Annotated in this window: 22 protein-coding genes and 1 tRNA gene; 16 read left to right on the plus strand and 7 right to left on the minus strand. The window is 50.1% G+C overall.

Going from position 1 to position 16,295, the window contains the following annotated elements; all coding sequences use genetic code 11:
• The first annotated feature begins 8 nt into the window (after positions 1-8).
• From ribBA to BZJ17_RS02385, 5 genes are all read left to right on the plus strand, one after another.
• Positions 9-1,118: a bifunctional 3,4-dihydroxy-2-butanone-4-phosphate synthase/GTP cyclohydrolase II gene (gene ribBA / locus BZJ17_RS02365; RefSeq protein ID WP_069589276.1), complete on the plus strand. Its 1,110-nt coding sequence runs from the start codon at positions 9-11 to the stop codon at positions 1,116-1,118.
• A 123-nt stretch (positions 1,119-1,241) separates the two neighbouring features.
• Entirely contained in the window at positions 1,242-1,712 is a 471-nt protein-coding gene (gene ribE / locus BZJ17_RS02370) for a 6,7-dimethyl-8-ribityllumazine synthase (protein ID WP_069589277.1), read from the plus strand.
• Positions 1,713-1,724: 12 nt separating this feature from the next.
• Positions 1,725-2,174, plus strand: a complete 450-nt coding sequence (gene nusB, locus BZJ17_RS02375; protein ID WP_069589278.1) for a transcription antitermination factor NusB — start codon at positions 1,725-1,727, stop codon at positions 2,172-2,174.
• A 67-nt stretch (positions 2,175-2,241) separates the two neighbouring features.
• Entirely contained in the window at positions 2,242-3,231 is a 990-nt protein-coding gene (gene thiL / locus BZJ17_RS02380; RefSeq protein ID WP_077639641.1) for a thiamine-phosphate kinase, read from the plus strand.
• A complete protein-coding gene (locus BZJ17_RS02385) occupies positions 3,218-3,700 on the plus strand; it encodes a phosphatidylglycerophosphatase A (protein WP_069589281.1) in 483 nt (160 codons plus the stop codon). The genes thiL and BZJ17_RS02385 overlap by 14 nt, the downstream gene beginning before the upstream one ends.
• A 74-nt stretch (positions 3,701-3,774) precedes the next feature.
• On the opposite strand, the gene BZJ17_RS02390 is transcribed toward BZJ17_RS02385, so the two are convergent.
• The 3 genes from BZJ17_RS02390 to BZJ17_RS02400 all read right to left on the minus strand — a co-directional run bounded on the left by BZJ17_RS02390 (position 3,775) and on the right by BZJ17_RS02400 (position 5,647).
• Complete coding sequence (locus BZJ17_RS02390; RefSeq protein WP_077639642.1) at positions 3,775-4,218, minus strand: DoxX family protein; 444 nt, start codon at positions 4,216-4,218, stop codon at positions 3,775-3,777.
• A 167-nt stretch (positions 4,219-4,385) separates the two neighbouring features.
• Positions 4,386-4,461: transfer RNA gene (locus BZJ17_RS02395), tRNA-Arg, on the minus strand.
• Between the two features lie 52 nt (positions 4,462-4,513).
• On the minus strand, positions 4,514-5,647 hold the full coding sequence (locus BZJ17_RS02400) for a flagella assembly protein FlgT (protein ID WP_069589284.1): 1,134 nt from the start codon (positions 5,645-5,647) through the stop codon (positions 4,514-4,516).
• A gap of 212 nt (positions 5,648-5,859) precedes the next feature.
• Between BZJ17_RS02400 and BZJ17_RS02405 the strand changes: the two genes are divergently transcribed.
• A complete protein-coding gene (locus BZJ17_RS02405; protein WP_069589286.1) occupies positions 5,860-6,495 on the plus strand; it encodes a FlgO family outer membrane protein in 636 nt (211 codons plus the stop codon).
• Between the two features lie 17 nt (positions 6,496-6,512).
• Complete coding sequence (locus BZJ17_RS02410; protein WP_102136080.1) at positions 6,513-6,947, plus strand: LPP20 family lipoprotein; 435 nt, start codon at positions 6,513-6,515, stop codon at positions 6,945-6,947.
• A gap of 212 nt (positions 6,948-7,159) precedes the next feature.
• Here the strand turns inward: BZJ17_RS02410 and flgN are convergent, their stop codons facing one another.
• From flgN to flgA, 3 genes are all read right to left on the minus strand, one after another.
• A complete protein-coding gene (gene flgN, locus BZJ17_RS02415; protein WP_077455530.1) occupies positions 7,160-7,594 on the minus strand; it encodes a flagellar export chaperone FlgN in 435 nt (144 codons plus the stop codon).
• Positions 7,595-7,610: 16 nt separating this feature from the next.
• Positions 7,611-7,934: a flagellar biosynthesis anti-sigma factor FlgM gene (flgM, locus tag BZJ17_RS02420; RefSeq protein ID WP_069589288.1), complete on the minus strand. Its 324-nt coding sequence runs from the start codon at positions 7,932-7,934 to the stop codon at positions 7,611-7,613.
• A gap of 89 nt (positions 7,935-8,023) precedes the next feature.
• The gene (flgA, locus tag BZJ17_RS02425) at positions 8,024-8,716 is read right to left on the minus strand and encodes a flagellar basal body P-ring formation chaperone FlgA (RefSeq protein ID WP_077639643.1); all 693 of its coding nucleotides are present in this window, start codon (positions 8,714-8,716) and stop codon (positions 8,024-8,026) included.
• A gap of 124 nt (positions 8,717-8,840) precedes the next feature.
• On the opposite strand from flgA, the gene BZJ17_RS02430 reads away from it, so the two are divergent.
• Both BZJ17_RS02430 and BZJ17_RS02435 read left to right on the plus strand, forming a co-directional pair.
• Complete coding sequence (locus BZJ17_RS02430; protein ID WP_077639644.1) at positions 8,841-9,764, plus strand: chemotaxis protein CheV; 924 nt, start codon at positions 8,841-8,843, stop codon at positions 9,762-9,764.
• A 26-nt stretch (positions 9,765-9,790) separates the two neighbouring features.
• Positions 9,791-10,618 (plus strand): protein-glutamate O-methyltransferase, encoded by an 828-nt coding sequence (locus tag BZJ17_RS02435; RefSeq protein ID WP_069589292.1) that lies wholly within the window; start codon positions 9,791-9,793, stop codon positions 10,616-10,618.
• Here the strand turns inward: BZJ17_RS02435 and BZJ17_RS02440 are convergent.
• A complete protein-coding gene (locus tag BZJ17_RS02440; protein WP_077639645.1) occupies positions 10,611-10,817 on the minus strand; it encodes a hypothetical protein in 207 nt (68 codons plus the stop codon). The genes BZJ17_RS02435 and BZJ17_RS02440 overlap by 8 nt on opposite strands.
• Between BZJ17_RS02440 and flgB the strand changes: the two genes are divergently transcribed.
• From flgB to BZJ17_RS02475, 7 genes are all read left to right on the plus strand, one after another.
• The gene (gene flgB, locus BZJ17_RS02445; protein WP_077455526.1) at positions 10,816-11,211 is read left to right on the plus strand and encodes a flagellar basal body rod protein FlgB; all 396 of its coding nucleotides are present in this window, start codon (positions 10,816-10,818) and stop codon (positions 11,209-11,211) included. The two genes, BZJ17_RS02440 and flgB, sit on opposite strands and share 2 nt — an antisense overlap.
• A 3-nt stretch (positions 11,212-11,214) precedes the next feature.
• A complete protein-coding gene (flgC, locus tag BZJ17_RS02450; protein ID WP_069589296.1) occupies positions 11,215-11,631 on the plus strand; it encodes a flagellar basal body rod protein FlgC in 417 nt (138 codons plus the stop codon).
• 14 nt (positions 11,632-11,645) lie between these two features.
• Entirely contained in the window at positions 11,646-12,389 is a 744-nt protein-coding gene (locus BZJ17_RS02455) for a flagellar hook assembly protein FlgD (RefSeq protein ID WP_069589298.1), read from the plus strand.
• A gap of 24 nt (positions 12,390-12,413) precedes the next feature.
• Entirely contained in the window at positions 12,414-13,727 is a 1,314-nt protein-coding gene (flgE, locus tag BZJ17_RS02460; RefSeq protein WP_077639646.1) for a flagellar hook protein FlgE, read from the plus strand.
• Between the two features lie 170 nt (positions 13,728-13,897).
• Positions 13,898-14,647 (plus strand): flagellar basal-body rod protein FlgF, encoded by a 750-nt coding sequence (flgF, locus tag BZJ17_RS02465; protein WP_069589300.1) that lies wholly within the window; start codon positions 13,898-13,900, stop codon positions 14,645-14,647.
• Between the two features lie 22 nt (positions 14,648-14,669).
• Positions 14,670-15,458, plus strand: coding sequence for a flagellar basal-body rod protein FlgG (gene flgG / locus BZJ17_RS02470; RefSeq protein ID WP_069589302.1), 789 nt, complete (start codon positions 14,670-14,672; stop codon positions 15,456-15,458).
• Positions 15,459-15,526: 68 nt separating this feature from the next.
• Positions 15,527-16,282 (plus strand): flagellar basal body L-ring protein FlgH, encoded by a 756-nt coding sequence (locus BZJ17_RS02475; protein ID WP_240531947.1) that lies wholly within the window; start codon positions 15,527-15,529, stop codon positions 16,280-16,282.
• Positions 16,283-16,295: the final 13 nt, after the last annotated feature.

Raw genomic sequence — 16,295 nt, forward strand, 5'->3', positions numbered from 1 at the left:
AATCCAAGATGGCAATAAGTAGTGCCCAAGAAATCATTGACGATATCCGCCAAGGTAAAATGGTGGTATTGATGGATGACGAAGATCGCGAAAATGAAGGCGATTTGATCATTGCGGCCGAAGCGATCACGCCAGAAGCTATCAATTTCATGGCCACCCATGGTCGGGGCTTGATTTGCTTAACGCTGACCCAACAGCGCTGTCAGCAGCTTGGATTACCTTTGATGGTGTCTGACAATAACGCGCAATTTTCCACTGCTTTCACGGTGTCGATTGAAGCGGCGGAAGGGGTGACCACCGGCATTTCTGCCGCCGATCGTGCACGTACCGTACAAGCTGCGGTCGCGCCTAATGCGAAAGCTGCCGATTTAGTTCAGCCGGGCCATGTGTTCCCCTTAATGGCACAAGAGGGTGGTGTTCTGACCCGTGCTGGCCACACCGAGGCAGGCTGTGATCTGGCCCGCTTAGGAGGCTTTAGTCCTGCGTCCGTGATTGTCGAAATCCTCAACGAAGATGGCACCATGGCGCGCCGTCCTGATTTGGAAGTGTTTTGTGAAAAGCACGGTATCAAGCTGGGCACCATTGCAGATTTGATTGAATACCGAAACCTTAACGAAACCACCATTGAGCGTGTCGCCTCTTGTAAGTTGCCCACCGAATTTGGTGAGTTTGATTTGGTCACCTACCGTGACACCATTGATAACCAAATCCACTATGCGATGTGTAAAGGCGAAGTGACCGCTGATCCGACCTTGGTTCGCGTGCACTTGCAAGATACCTTTACCGATGTGCTTCAATCTGACCGAACGGCTGAACGCAGCTGGAGCCTAACCCGTGCGATGCAACGGATCAGTCATGACGGTGGTGTGTTGGTGATTTTGGGGAAAGAAGAAACCAGCGATGCCATTATCAATAAGGTGAAAGCATTTGAAGCGCAAGATAAAGGCGAGCAGCCAGCTAGCGCCAAATGGCAAGGCACGTCACGCCGTGTTGGCATTGGCTCGCAAATCTTGGCAGACCTTGGCGTTAAGCAAATGCGTTTGCTTTCGTCATCAACGAAACGCTATCACGCACTATCAGGCTTTGGGTTGAACGTGGTGGAATACGTCACCGAATAACCTAACAAGCAAGGCTGCGCGAGGTGCGACAGGGTTGGCGGGCACGGAACATGGTGCCATTCGCTAAAAATGTGGTAGAATCGCGCGGTTTCTCATTCCGGAAAGCAAGTCACAGGAAGGCTCATGAACGTAATCGAAGGTGCATTTGCCGCGCCCAACGCGCAGGTTGCTATTGTTATCTCTCGCTTTAATAGCTTTATCAACGAGAGTTTACTATCAGGTGCGATCGACGCACTGAAGCGCCAAGGCCAAGTCAGCGAAGATAATATTACCGTGGTCCGCTGTCCCGGTGCCTACGAGTTGCCTTTGGTGACCCAGAAACTAGCCAAAAGCGGTCGCTACGATGCGATTGTAGCGCTAGGTTCGGTGATCCGCGGTGGCACGCCCCACTTTGACTATGTGGCCGGAGAATGTAATAAAGGGTTAGCACAGGTTGCACTGGAGTTTGAAACCCCAGTCGCCTTTGGCGTGCTGACTGTTGACACCATTGAGCAAGCCATCGAACGCGCAGGTACCAAGGCTGGTAATAAAGGGGCAGAGGCTGCACTGAGCGCGCTTGAAATGGTCAATGTCCTGTCCCAGATTGAATCCTAAACGGGGGTTAGAGTGAAACCAGCCGCACGACGTAATGCACGCCAATTTGCATTGCAAGCCATCTATTCATGGCAACTGGCGCAAGGCAATATCGCAGATATTGAGGCACAATTCCTTGCAGCCGAAAAGTATGAAGAAGACGACCACAAAGACGCAGAGCCACTTCTGCGTGAGCCTGAAACCGATGTGGAATATTTCCGCAATCTGTTTAGCGGCGTGGTACTGAGTCATCAAGAGCTAGACAGCAAAATGCGTCCTTACTTGTCTCGTCCATTGCAAGACTTGGACGATATGGAGCACGCACTGCTGCGTTTGGCGATGTACGAATTGGTGAAACGTGAAGATGTGCCGTATAAAGTCGTGATTAATGAAGCGGTGGAACTGGCGAAGCGTTTTGGCGCCGAAGACAGCCACAAGTTTGTGAATGGTGTGCTTGATAAAGCGGCCCCACGACTTCGTTAATTACCTCCCTTTCAAGGCCAGCCCCGCTGGCCTTTTTATTTTTAGATGCAATACCACGAAAGCCATTATGACGCGCAACGAATTTGATCTGATTCGCGATTATTTCGCTCGTCAGCCAGTGAGCCGCCGCGATGTGGCGCTAGGCATTGGTGACGACTGTGCCATTACCCAAGTCCCCGAGGGCTGTCAGCTCGCCATCACCACAGATACCATGGTAGAAGGTACCCACTTTCTTGCTACAGCCAGTGCTTCCGATATCGCGCATAAAGCGTTTGCATCGAATTTAAGCGATTTAGCAGCCATGGGAGCGATGCCTGCTTGGTGCTCGTTGGCGCTAACGTTACCTGAACCAGACGAAGCGTGGGTGGCGGGATTTTGCCAAGGTTTCTCTGCGCTTGCTGAATATTTTCAAGTTCAGCTGATTGGCGGTGATACCACGCGTGGACCCAAAAGTATTACCATGACTTTGCATGGCCATGTCCCTCATGGACAGGCATTAACGCGCGATGGTGCGAAGCCTGGGGATTGGTTATATGTCACCGGTACGTTGGGGGACAGTCAAGCAGGACTGAACTATGTCCTTGGTAAGCCGGTGACTGATGAGGCACGGGCGGCCACATTGATTAATCGGCATTATCGCGCGCAGCCTCGCGTAACAGCAGGCCAAGCTTTACGCGGTATCGCTTCGGCGGCGATTGATATTTCTGATGGGCTGGTGGCTGATATTCAGCATATTCTCAAAGCCAGTGGTGTGGGGGCATCCATTGATGTGACCCAACTGCCGCTGTCGGAGGCGTTACTGGCGGATGTGGACAGCCGTGAAACCGCGCAAAAGCTTGCCTTAACCAGTGGCGAAGAATATGAATTGTGCTTTACCGTACCGGAAATGTATCGCGGGACGTTAGAGACAACACTGAAACACACTGGGGTCACCGCCTCTTGTATTGGTCAAATTAATGGCAGTCAGTCTTTACAATTGATGGCCGATGGTAATCCCTTAGACTGGACGCTATCAGGATGGGATCACTTTAAGGAGTTGGACAGTGACAGATCCTAAGCAGCGTTTATCGCTTAAAAATCCGTTGCATTTGCTGGCCGTTGGGCTGGGGAGCGGGCTCTCTCCGGTGGTGCCGGGGACGGTTGGTACCTTGTTTGCGGTGCCTTTTTATTGGCTACTTGCTACCTACACAGCGCCAGTTGGTTTATGGATAGCCATTCTTGTCGGTAGCCTTGCAGGGATTGTGATTTGCGGTCGTACCTCTGCGGATATGAAAGTGCATGATCACGGCGCGATTGTGTGGGATGAATTTGTTGGCTTTTGGATCACCATGGCATTGGTGCCAAGCACCGACTGGCAGATTATCTTGGCGGGCTTCGTGATGTTTCGACTCTTCGATATGATTAAGCCTTGGCCTATCAGTTGGTTGGACAAGCATGTTCATGGTGGGCTGGGGATCATGCTCGATGATATCCTTGCCGGCGTGATGGCCATGTTGAGCCTTTGGGCGTGGGTGACTTACGTTTAATCAACCAACCTTTGGCCACGAAAAATGCCGCGTTGAACACGCGGCATTTTTGTATCTTGGGTCAGTCGCAGAGGTTAGCGCATTGTCTGGTTGAGCTTTTTATCGACAGAGAGATTGCCAGCCCCACTGAACAGCAATGAGACGGCGGCAGCGAGTAATGCCAATCCAAACTCATACCCGTTGTTGCTTAGAAATAGGCCGTTATCCCAGTGCACGGTAACAATCGCGACCAGCATGGTGATTGCAGTGACAGCCGCAGCAGGGCGCGTCAATAGACCAATCAACAGCAGCATACCGCCAAAAAACTCCGCACTACCTGCCATCAACGCCATTAGTACACCAGGCTCAAGGCCAATCGATGCCATCCATTGGCCCGTTCCTTCAAGGCCATAGCCGCCAAACCAACCAAACAGTTTTTGCGCGCCATGAGCGCTCAAAATCACTCCGACAGGAAGGCGCAAAGCTAAGGGGGCAAAGCTTGATTGAGTGGAAAGCAGAGTGTGTAAATGTTGACGCATAATGGGCCTCTTCGAAAAAATTGATAGATATTGGCGTTACTCGCCGGATTGAGAGCAATGATAAAGACGAGGCGTCCGAATAATAAGTAGTAGGGCTTGATGGATATGTTCGGATATTTTGAACAAACACCAAGTAGAAACCAAAGAAGGAGGGGATAAACGTTTACTGGCGCTCCCACAGGGACTCGAACCCCGATCGGTCGCTTAGGAGGCGACTGCTCTATCCTGTTGAGCTATGGGAGCGCGGGCAACTATTATACGTAAAAACAGGCGCGATTTAAGCGCCTGTTTCAATTTAGTTTATCCCTTTGGTGACAATATCACCGATCTGAATGCTGCCTATCAAGCTGTCGGGTTGGATAACCGCTTCGGCACTGCTTTCATAAACACGCGCAACGGTTAATGTCATTCCGCTTTTACGGCGCTGAGTGCGCACAATTCCTAAATCATCAGTGAAAGAAGCGAGATGCCACAGTTGTAACTGATCACCCTGTTTCACCCCATTGATTCGGCCGACGTTGATTTGTGCGATATTGTCTTTTAGCGCCACAATCTTAGGCTTGCTGGCGCGGCAGGATAAGGCCGACTCTAAATCCAGCAAGATGTTACGACTCATGCGTCGTGCCATTTGCCCGTAAGGCGATTGCCAAAAACGCGCTGTTTGGGTATCCACTTGGCTATGGCGCTCAAAAGGCCATTTGGCAACATCACGATAGCGGCGCTGGAAAATGACTTCACCGCTTTCAGCGTCCATCGCTTGTACATTGACTGCCAATTGCCGATTGTCTTGCGAGCGGCCGAAGCTGCCACTGTCTGTGGTCGCAGAGAGATCGGTAATGGCTCCAGTCACGACAAATTGTGCATCTTTATCTTCCGCCAGCATCGCGACAGCTTGCGGGGCGTTCGGCGAAACATCGACATTCGCAATACCACGGCCAACAAAACTTTGTCCGTGTTGAGTGACTTCTCGACTAAGCAGCACAGAAAAATCATCACCAAATTGGTAAATTCCTCCTAAGGCCGCTTGCTGAGGCGACACAATCGGAAAGCGTGTCATCACCATTCCTTTCTTATACTGTGTCTTGTGGCAAGCATTTGCCGATGGATAGATATCCACCCGCACATTGACCACATAATTGCCACCTTGAGTGCCTTCTTCCAGAATTAAGATCTCGCGGACTTCACTACCATTGAACTGGTAACCGGGCTTAACGGAGGTAAGAAATCGTTTGATTTGCTGCAAACTGCCTACATCGGCGCCGGAGAACTGCATGGCATCGAACGTGGCGGCTTCTAACGCGCGGACGCGTGCCGCTTGCTCGCTTTCAAGGATGGGCGAGCTGGCAGACACTTCATACCAAGCTGCCTGTGTGAGCGGCGTGATAAACAGAGAAAAAAGCAGGCCGAATCGCGCCAAACGGGTTTTCATAGTCAAGTTCTCACTTAGTAGGTATGGAAATTGCTTCGTTAACATAACAGGTAGGGTGGCAACCCTAACAAGAGCATGACGCATGAGAGATTGATGCAAGTTGTGTTCCGGAACACAAGGGTGACAATTCAAGGTAAAGGTTTGTGGTCCTTGTCCGATACTCTAAGAAGACACTTGTCTCACATCGATGACTGATCGCGGAGCATGATACGATGAAAAAGTGGATAGTGGCGGTATTAGCGCTGTTGACAGCAGGCTGTGCATATACGCCTATTTACAACGGGAAAGAGCCCTACTCGGGGAGTGAGTTCTTCCTCAAGCAGCGTCCTCGCCACACGCTGGACTATTTTTTAAATAGCATGGCCGACGAATTGCTGGCGACAAACGCTTACTTAACCGCACGTACCCCGTTGGCGGTCACGTCGTTTGTAGACTTGCAAGACATGTCTGAAACGAACTGGTTAGGCAATACAGTGACCGAAGGGCTGATCTATCAGATGCAAAGCCGTGGCTTTACCGTCATAGACTTCAAATCGACCGGCGCTATTCGTGTCACCGAAGAAGGGGACTTTGCCATCAGCCGTGATTGGAAAGAGTTAAACCCCGAGCAGCAAATTGATTATATATTGACAGGCACCATGCTACGACAAGGTGGAGGTGTACTGGTCAATGCGCGTATTATTGGCATGGAGTCGCGTGTTGTGGTCGCTTCTGCGCAAGGGTTTTTACCCGCAGACCGTATTGGTCGAGATATTGACACGCTTTATAAAGTGCGCATGCGTGATGGCGTCATTATTCGTGATGATCAAAACCGCATCAAGCGTGAAACAGTCGTTCTTAAGCCTTAACCAAGACAGGATGATTCATGAGCATAAAACATGGACTTTGCCTTTTAGCCCTGATGGCTTTAACCGCGTGTCAGCCTCTGACCAAGATGAAAGAGGAGAATGTTATTTCTGCGGTTGGTATGGCTTCAATCAGTGCTCAACAAGGGGCCACGCAAGAAGAGCGTGAAACACGTGCAATGCGAGCGTCAAAAGTCGAGGCATATAAAGAGCTCAGTGAGCAGGTGTATGGGCTTCGAGTCAGTGGTCGTACGCGTGTGGAGGATCAAAGTCTTGGCCGTGATAGCACACAAGGCGCTGTCGATGGGATTATCCGCGGTGCCGAAGTGGTGGCAAGCTATAAAGTTGGTGACAGCTACGTGACCGAATTGGAGCTTGATTTAGACTTGATGCAAAAAATGAAGCGTTATGGCGAGTCGCAAAACATCCCCCGTAACGAAAATATTATCTTTTAATCCACCGTTTCTACGCGCAATCAGCGAGCCAGATGGCTCGCTTTTTTATTAACTGTTATTGGCCAGCTAAGCTACGTTGTTTTGCAGATCGAGTTGTACCATTGGGAGGGGGCACGCGCAGTGGGCATACGCGCTACGACCAATTTAAAGCGGTTAAGTAAGGAGACGTCAGTGCGCAGTGTCAGGTGGCTCGGCGTATACTAAAGCGCGAGCTACGCTTTTACATTTGTGCCAAGGGTTTTCCGGCCTGACGCATTGCCGTCATGGTCATAAGTCAGCTCTGACTTGCCGCCGCTTTCTTGGAACAAATTACGTAACCGGTGGATGCTTAAACTTGCGCGTTGTAGCGCCATCCCATTGGTCTCGTTTTGTTGCTTACAGGCTTGAATGTGCTGTTGGATGGTGTTGACGTATTCAACGCATTGCGGATCGCCTTGAAGCTTTTCTCGCTCAGGGTGCTGCGCGAGTTGGCTATCAGCACGCTGTATTTCATTCACCAAGATTTGCTTTTGTTTGGCGGTGGCTTCGATGTCTTCCGACACCCGGCTGGCAATGGTTTTGGCTTCTTGCTCGAGCAGCGTTTTTAGCGACTGAACTCGCTCTAGCTGCTGCTCGAGAAGGACGGACAGGGGCGCATTTTGACTCATAAACTATCCCGCCAGATTAACTGTCGTTCAAATCGTTCTCAAAGCGCATCATATTGGCAGCGAGTTTGTCAGCATCGACTTTATACGAGCCATTGGCAATGGCTTGTTTAATTTCAGCGACTTTCGCACTGTCAAAATACGGCTCAGAGGCCATTTGCTGATTCATTTTTCCGATCTCTCGGCTTTGATGGCTCAGCGACACTGCATCATCTTGACTGGTCGTGCGTTGCTGTTCACGCACGGCGCTCCCTTGCGCCTCTTGTGTCTTATTCTGGTTCCCGCTATTGCGGGTTGTGGTCAGCGGTTGCTGGTTACCACGTAGTTGATCAATACTCGCCATAAACGTCGCCTTACTGTCAGTCGCTTTTGAGTCCGTTGCTCAGCGTATCGGCATTCCTTTTGCTAACTTTAGCATTCGGGCGTAAAAAATTAGAAATTTACCGTCACTTCGCCCACCGCCGAGATTGTAGCATCGACAATCCGATTGGATTTATCGTTCTTGACTTTTATTTGCTCTCCTAGAGCACCGTCACTTAATGCCGTACCTTTTGCAACAATATTGAGTCCGTTTCCACGTGCAGTGATAACAACGTCATCATTTCGACACACGGCACACACATCGTTACTGCTGATGGGCTGACCAATCCCGACCGTTCTCTTTACTTTCGAGCCTATTAGGCGCGCTGGACTGGTGTAGGTTTGGCCACGTTGAAACCGACTGTCAACCATTTGAATGGTCATATCACTCGCTGCAAGAGGCATGCCACGATCTAACGGACGCTTGGCAACGACCAGTGGGATCATTAAGCGAATTTGGACTGGGATATACACCTGCCAGTCATCTTGAGGACACGAGACCATGACCGTTACCGAGGTATTCATACGTTGTCGCCCTGGCACTTCGGTATCCAATGGCAGCGGGCAATCGGTCAGGCGTAATCTCGAGTCAAGGTTGCCGGCTGTGATGTCGAGCTCACCGTTTTTGGGCACCGAAATGATAGACTCGACATGTTGTTCTGCCGCTTCTCTGACCGCATCCATTTGACTTACCGTCGCAGCGGCTATACTTACGCTAAAGCTTGCTAATAAGCTGACGATAAATAAACGTAATATCTGATACATAGATCCAAACCATTGATGACGACCAAAGAAGAAATTTTCCCTTCTTTCTCGAGAGTAGTGCAATAACCCACTACTATTATCATGCTACTCTACATAAAAAACGGGGCAACATGGAGTTTATCTTATGACAGGTGGTGTTCTTGATTCGGTCAACCAGCGCACGCAGCTGGTAGGACAAAACCGGTTAGAGCTGTTGACTTTCCGCCTGATGAGAAACCAACGCTTTGGCATTAACGTCTTTAAAGTAAAGGAAGTTCTTCAGTGCCCTAAGTTAACCGCGATGGCAAATTTACATCCCTTAGTAAAAGGGGTCGCACACATTCGTGGTCAAACAGTCTCTGTCATTGATATGAGCCTAGCAACTGGCGGGCCAGCTATTCCGGATCCCGAAAATCGTTTCGTGATCATTTCTGAATTTAACCGCTCGATGCAGGGCTTTTTAGTTGGCTCGGTCGAGCGTATCGTGAACATGAATTGGGAAAAAATCCTCCCTCCGCCTCAAGGCACGGGCCGTTCTCACTACTTGACCGCTGTCACTGAAATTGACAATGAACTAGTGGAAGTGCTGGATGTTGAAAAAATCTTGAATGAAATTGCACCCGTGAATGAGGAAATCAGTGAGGAGGTGCTCTCTAAGCGTCAAGAACGCGAGGAAAGCGCTCCGAGCCAAGTACTGGTCGCGGATGATTCGAGCGTGGCGCGTCGCCAAGTGAAGCGCGCTGTAGAAAGTGTCGGTTATGATGTTATCTTGGTACAAGATGGCAAAGAGGCACTGGATAAACTGAAAGAAATGGCAGCAGAAGGCAATATATATAGCCAGCTGGCATTGGTGATTTCAGATATTGAGATGCCGGAAATGGACGGTTACACCCTCACCACTGAAATCCGAAAAGATGCGAGCTTAAAAGATCTTCATGTAGTATTGCATTCATCTTTAAGTGGGGTATTTAACGAGGCCATGGTGCAGCGCGTGGGCGCCAACTCGTTTATCGCGAAATTCGACCCTGATGAATTGGGCTCTGCCGTCATCGAAGCGGTTAAGTCGTAACCCAAACAGAGCGATTGAGTTGATTAATGACAAATGTAGCAATCAGTGACCAAGAATATCGAGACTTCTGCAAGCATCTCGAATCGAAATGCGGCATCGTGCTTGGGGATAGCAAACAATACCTAGTACGAAGCCGACTTAGCCCATTGGTCAATAAGTTTGGTTTGGCGTCACTCTCTGAATTGGTGAAATCGGTGATTACGGGCCGAAATCGAGAGCTGGCAGTGGCAGCAATCGATGCGATGACCACCAATGAAACCCTGTGGTTTCGTGACACCTACCCGTTTGAAGTGTTGGCCCATCGTCTACTTCCTGAATTAGGCAAAGCCCGCAAACCGATCAAAATTTGGTCGGCGGCGAGCTCATCCGGGCAAGAACCGTATTCTATTGCCATGACAGTGGCTGAAACGCAGCAACGTAAGCCAGGCATGCTAGGCAGTGTGAGCATTACTGCTACCGATATATCAACATCGATGTTGGAGGCTTGCCGTCAGGGAATTTACGATAATCTTGCCCTAGGACGCGGACTCTCACCTGAGCGTCGTCGTACCTTTTTTGAAGATGTCGGTGATGGCAAGATGCGGGTGAAAGAGAATATTAAGCGCATGGTGACATTCCGCCCGCAGAACCTGATGGAAAGCTATAGCTTATTGGGTAAGTTCGACATTATTTTTTGTCGTAACGTCTTGATTTACTTTTCGCCAGACATGAAGGCTCAGGTCTTAAATCAGATGGCGGGAGCGCTTAACCCGGGCGGACACTTAATTCTTGGGGCGTCTGAGTCGCTGACTGGGCTCACTGATAAATTTGAGATGATCCGGTGTAACCCCGGTATTATTTACAAACTCAAGTAATCCTTTTCAAAAGCGGCATCTTTCTTGCCGCTTTTTCTTTTCTGTTTGCCTCTTCTTTAGTGAGTATTGCCGCCGTCTCATCCAGATAATCCCGCGGCTTGGTTTCTATCTCATTGAAAATATAGCGTTTAGGTTGGAAATCAAAAATTGGCATCAAGATTGCTTTGATGTGATGAGAAGAGTTTTGGAGGTTGCCCATGGCGATTACATTTGACAATGCATTAGGCGTACACCAGCACACTGTCGGCGTACGCGCTACACGGGCAGAGACGCTGTCTAGCAACATTGCTAATGCCAACACGCCAGGCTACAAAGCACAAGATATCGACTTTAAACGTGCTTTGCAGGCGGCAACCTCAGGGGCAAGTATTGGCCTAAGCCGCACTAATGAGCGGCACATTGCTGCCACCACCCACGTGGCGGGCGAGAAGAAGTACCGCGTGCCTACGCAACCTGATACTGGGGATGGCAACACGGTTGATGCTCAGCTCGAAAAGAATTTGTTTATGCAGAATGCATTGGAATACCAAGCCTCACTGGATTTTCTTGGCTCAAAGTTCAAGAACATGAAAAAGGCATTGAAAGGGGAATAACCGATGAGCTTGTTTAATATCTTTAACGTATCTGGTTCGGCGATGAGCGCAGAGTCAGTGCGGTTGAACACCACATCAAGCAACCTAGCCAATGCCAATTCGGTAAGCAGTTCTGCGCAGGAAACCTACCGTGCACGGCATCCGATTTTTGCTGCAGAGCTTAATCGCTTCAAGCAGCAAAGCGGTGAGAGTGTGCCGGTGCATATTAAAGGTATCGTTGAGAGCCAAAAGCCTTTACGTGCCGAATATAACCCTGACCACCCGATGGCGAATGAAGAGGGTTATATTTTTAAACCCAACGTCAACGTGATGGAAGAAATGGCGAATATGATCTCCGCGTCGCGCGCCTACCAAACTAACGTGCAGGTTGCCGATGCGAGTAAACAAATGCTGATGCGTACGCTTCAGATGGGTCAGTAATGTAGGAGGCGATAATGGCCGGAATCGACGGTACAGGTTCGACTAGCGGACTGTCCTACATTGACCAGCTCAAGGCGCAGCAGGAGAAAAAACTGCAAGAGAGCCAGGAGAAAGTCACTGGACAGACTGAGCTCAAGCAGGAAGACTTTCTCTCACTGCTCACCAAGCAGCTGTCACAACAGGATCCGTTCAAGCCTGTCGACAATGACAAAATGATCTCCCAGATGGCGTCATTCGCGACGGTAGAAGGGATCGGCAAGATGAACAATCAATTTGATGCGTTCAATGAGTCGATTACTTCGAACCAAGCACTACAAGCGTCATCTTTGGTTGGCCGAGACGTACTGGTTCCTGGCTCGATGGGCGTCAAGCCTGAGGCGGGCGGTATCGCGGGCATGGTAAAACTGCCTCGCGCGCTCGATAACGTGAGTGTTCGGGTGGAGAACGAACAAGGCCAGCTATTGCGAACCTTCAGCATGGGGCCGAAGCCGCCCGGCGATCACCGGGTTGAGTGGGACGGCAACGATGACAACGGCAATCCGATGCCGGAAGGTCGCTATCGATTGAAAGTCAGCGGCATGGTTGATGGCAAAACTCAAGAGTTTGATTTATCAACCTATGCCAATGTGAACAGTGTCTTGCTGGGGAATGGCGACGGCAACGTGATGTTAAATCTTGCCGGCTTCTCCTCACCGTTCAAGCTCGCTGAAGTGCTAGAAGTCGGTAATGCCGACGTCGGTAATGTGACGAAAGGCTAACCGATTTATTAGGAGTGGAAAGCAATGGGTTTTAATATTGCGTTAAGTGGCCTTGGTGCGGCCCAGAAAGACATGAATACCACCAGTAACAACATTGCGAACGCCAATACCTATGGCTTTAAAGAGTCGCGTGCTGAGTTCGGGGATGTGTATTCAACGTCGATTTTTTCGAACTCGAAAACCACCAATGGTACGGGTGTGCAAACCTCAGTCGTTGCGCAGCAGTTCCATGAGGGCTCGAGTATCTACACCAACAACCCGTTGGATTTACGGATCAGTGGTAATGGGTTCTTTGGCGTCTCGAATGATAAGCTTCAAACCAACGACTATCACCTGACGCGTAACGGCGCCTTCCACCTTGATAAAAACAACGACATTATCAACTCGGAAGGTCAGTACCTAATGGGTTATAAAGTGGACCCTGACACTCAGCAAGTTGGTTCATATGAGCCCCAAGCACTGAATGTGCCTGACCAGTTTGGTCAGCCACGTGCCTCGCAGAATGTTGATATTGGCTTGAACTTACCAGCCGGCGGCGCAGATAAAGATCCGGCGCAGTTTAATTTTGAAGACCCAGAAACCTACAACAAGCAAACGTCTGCCACTGTGTATGATTCATTGGGTCAGCCGTATAAGCTTTCTACTTATTATGTGAAAGGGAATGATCCCGCCAACCCGAATAGTTGGTCGGTGTATTACACCATGACGGACCCCGAAGGGGAAAAACCGGTTAATATTCAAGGCGGTAATGCCACCAACGCCACAGGACACACGGGGCATACGGTCGATTTTAACTCAGATGGCTCCGTTAACAGCATCAACGGTGGCAACCCAATAGTAACCGATCCGCTCGGCCCTGCGGGAGCGGCGCTAGAGATGAACGGTGCAAATGGTGATCAGCAGTTGACGATTAACTTCGACAACCCAACCCAATATGCCGCACCGTTTGAAATGCGTAAGTTTAGCGACGATGGCGCGACGACCGGCTATTTGACCAAGGTCGATATTGATCCCAAAGGCACCATCATGGCCACCTATAGTAACGGTGAAAACATCGCACTAGGGCGTGTCGCCATGGTTCGTGTGGCCAACCAACAAGGCCTCGCGCAAGTGGGCAACACCCAATGGGATGTGACACAAGACTCTGGCGATCCTATTTTTGGTGAAGCGATGCAAGGTGCGTTTGGCCAAGTAAAAAGCGGAACGATCGAGCAATCGAATATCGATATGACTCAAGAGCTGGTGGACTTGATCACTGCACAGCGTAACTTCCAAGCCAACTCACGAGCCTTGGAAGTGAGCAACCAGATGCAACAAAACATCTTGCAAATTCGATAGCCGTACTTTCCTTGCCGTCCACCCCTTGGGCGGCAAGGCTTTTCCATTCTCTCCTTCTGCTTAGCGTCCTCTTGGCACCAAATCTTCATAATCAATTGATAAACATCAAGTTTTAATAATGGCATGCTCTTTGCTTTGTTCTGGTTAGAACGATTGTGGAGGCAACCAATATGGATCGCGCGTTATACCTTGCCATGAGTGGTGCGAAGCAGGACATGCAAGCGATGCAGCTGCGCGCAAATAACTTGGCAAACGTGAGCACAACAGGCTTTCGAGCCGATCTTGAGCAGTCTCGCTCCATGCAAGCGTATGGCGAAGGACTTCCCAGCCGTGTGTTCAACATGACAGAGCGTCCTGGCTATCGTTTTGAGCAGGGCTCAACGATTACCACCGGCCGTAATCTCGATGTTGCCGTACAGGGACAGGGTTGGTTAGCGGTACTCGATAGCCAAGGGCAAGAGGGATATACCCGCGCGGGCCACTTGAAAGTCGACCAGACAGGGCTGCTGCAAAACAGTAACGGCAACCTAATCTTAGGGGAAACCGGCGGTCCGATTTTTATTCCACTCCCGGCAGCAAAAATTGAAGTGGGCAAAGATGGCTCGGTGTCGGTGCTTCCGCAAGGGGCGCCTGCCGATGCGATGGAAGTGGTGGATAGGATTAAATTGGTTCGTCCCGACAATCAAGACTTATTCAAAGACAAAGACGGGGTTTTCAAAGCCAAGCAACCCGGCACTATCTTTCCTGCTGATGCGGGCGTGACGCTACTCACCGGTGCATTAGAAGGCAGCAACGTCAATGCTGTGGGCGAAATGACCGGCTTAATCGACTTGCAGCGTCACTTTGAAATGCAAGTGAAGCTGATGAAAACTGCGGAAAAAATGGACGAGTCGTCTGCATCACTGTTGCAGCTTGGCTAAGTCATCTTAAGAGGAACACACTATGCATCCAGCATTATGGGTCAGTAAAACCGGACTTGATGCGCAACAGACTAACATCTCGACCATCTCGAATAACTTAGCGAACGCATCCACCATTGGCTTTAAAAAGTCGCGTGCCGTGTTTGAAGATTTGTTTTATCAAAACATCAACCAACCGGGTGGCCAGTCTTCGCAAAACACAGAGTTGCCCAGTGGCCTGATGCTAGGCGCGGGTTCTAAAGTGGTTGCCACGCAGCGTGTTCATACCAATGGTAATGTGCAAACCACCAATAACGCGCTTGATATGATGATCCAAGGCGATGGTTTCTTCCAAGTATTGTTGCCGGACGGCAATATCGGTTACCAACGTAATGGTCAGTTCACCCTAAACGATGAAGGCACCATAGTGACATCGGGTTCTGGCTACGTGCTGCAACCTGAAATCACCGTACCGCAAGACGCGGTGCAGATTACGGTGGGTACTGACGGTGAAGTGTCAGCCCGTTTGCGTGGGCAGCAAGAAAACCAAGTGTTGGGTCAGATCACCACGGTCGATTTTATCAACCCAGGTGGGTTGGAGCCGATTGGGCAAAACATTTACTTACCGACAGGGGCCAGTGGCGATCCACAAGAAGGGGTGCCTGGTCTGGATGGCTTCGGTGAAGTGAAGCAGTCGATGCTAGAAACCTCGAACGTGAATGTCACCGAAGAGCTGGTCAACATGATTGAAGCGCAGCGTGTCTACGAGATGAACTCAAAAGTGATTTCGTCTGTTGACCAAATGCTGAGCTATGTGAATCAGCAGTTATAAACAAGGTTAAGGGTTACAAGGGGGCGCTGATGACTTTCCAACGTGTTTTAATGCCAAGCTTGTTGCTTATGGCCTTGTTCGGTCTGAGCGGCTGCTCTTTGCCGGGTCAGCAAGACACAGGTAGTGATCTTGACCAAGCAACCTCAACCACGGATGCGGTCGAGGGCGAGACAGCGCCAGACAGTGAGGGGCTGATTGGCTTACTCCGCCAACGCGAAGATCCCAAAGCAGGTGATCCGGCTTGGTCACCCATTCGTCCTCAGCAACCCCCAGAGCATTACGCGACGGCGACAGGCTCCTTGTTTGATAGTACTCGCCAGCGTGACCTTTATGACGGGTCTAAACCGCGCGGTTTGGGGGATATCGTCACCGTGATGCTCGAAGAGAACACGCAAGCACAAAAAAGTGCGAGCTCTGATTTGGCGAAATCCAATGACCTTAGCATGGATCCGCTCTCGTTGGGGGGGGAAGAGATCACTATCGGCGAGCGGACCCTTTCTTATGAAGTGAGTAACGATAACTCCTTCACAGGCTCTGCTTCAGCCGATCAGAGCAACAGCCTACAGGGATCAATCTCAGTCCAAGTAATTGATGTTCTTGCGAATGGTAACCTCATGGTTCGAGGTGAAAAGTGGCTGACATTAAACTCAGGGGATGAATACATACGCCTCAGCGGTACCATTCGTCCGGCCGACATTAGCCCAGATAACACGATTGCATCGACACGTATTTCTAACGCGCGTATTCAATATTCAGGAACGGGTGATCGCCAAGATACGCAAGAGCAAGGCTGGTTGGCACGATTCTTTAATGTCACTTTATAGCGCAATAACGTGC

Source organism: Salinivibrio sp. IB574 (assembly GCF_001996205.1).
GTDB lineage: Bacteria > Pseudomonadota > Gammaproteobacteria > Enterobacterales > Vibrionaceae > Salinivibrio > Salinivibrio proteolyticus.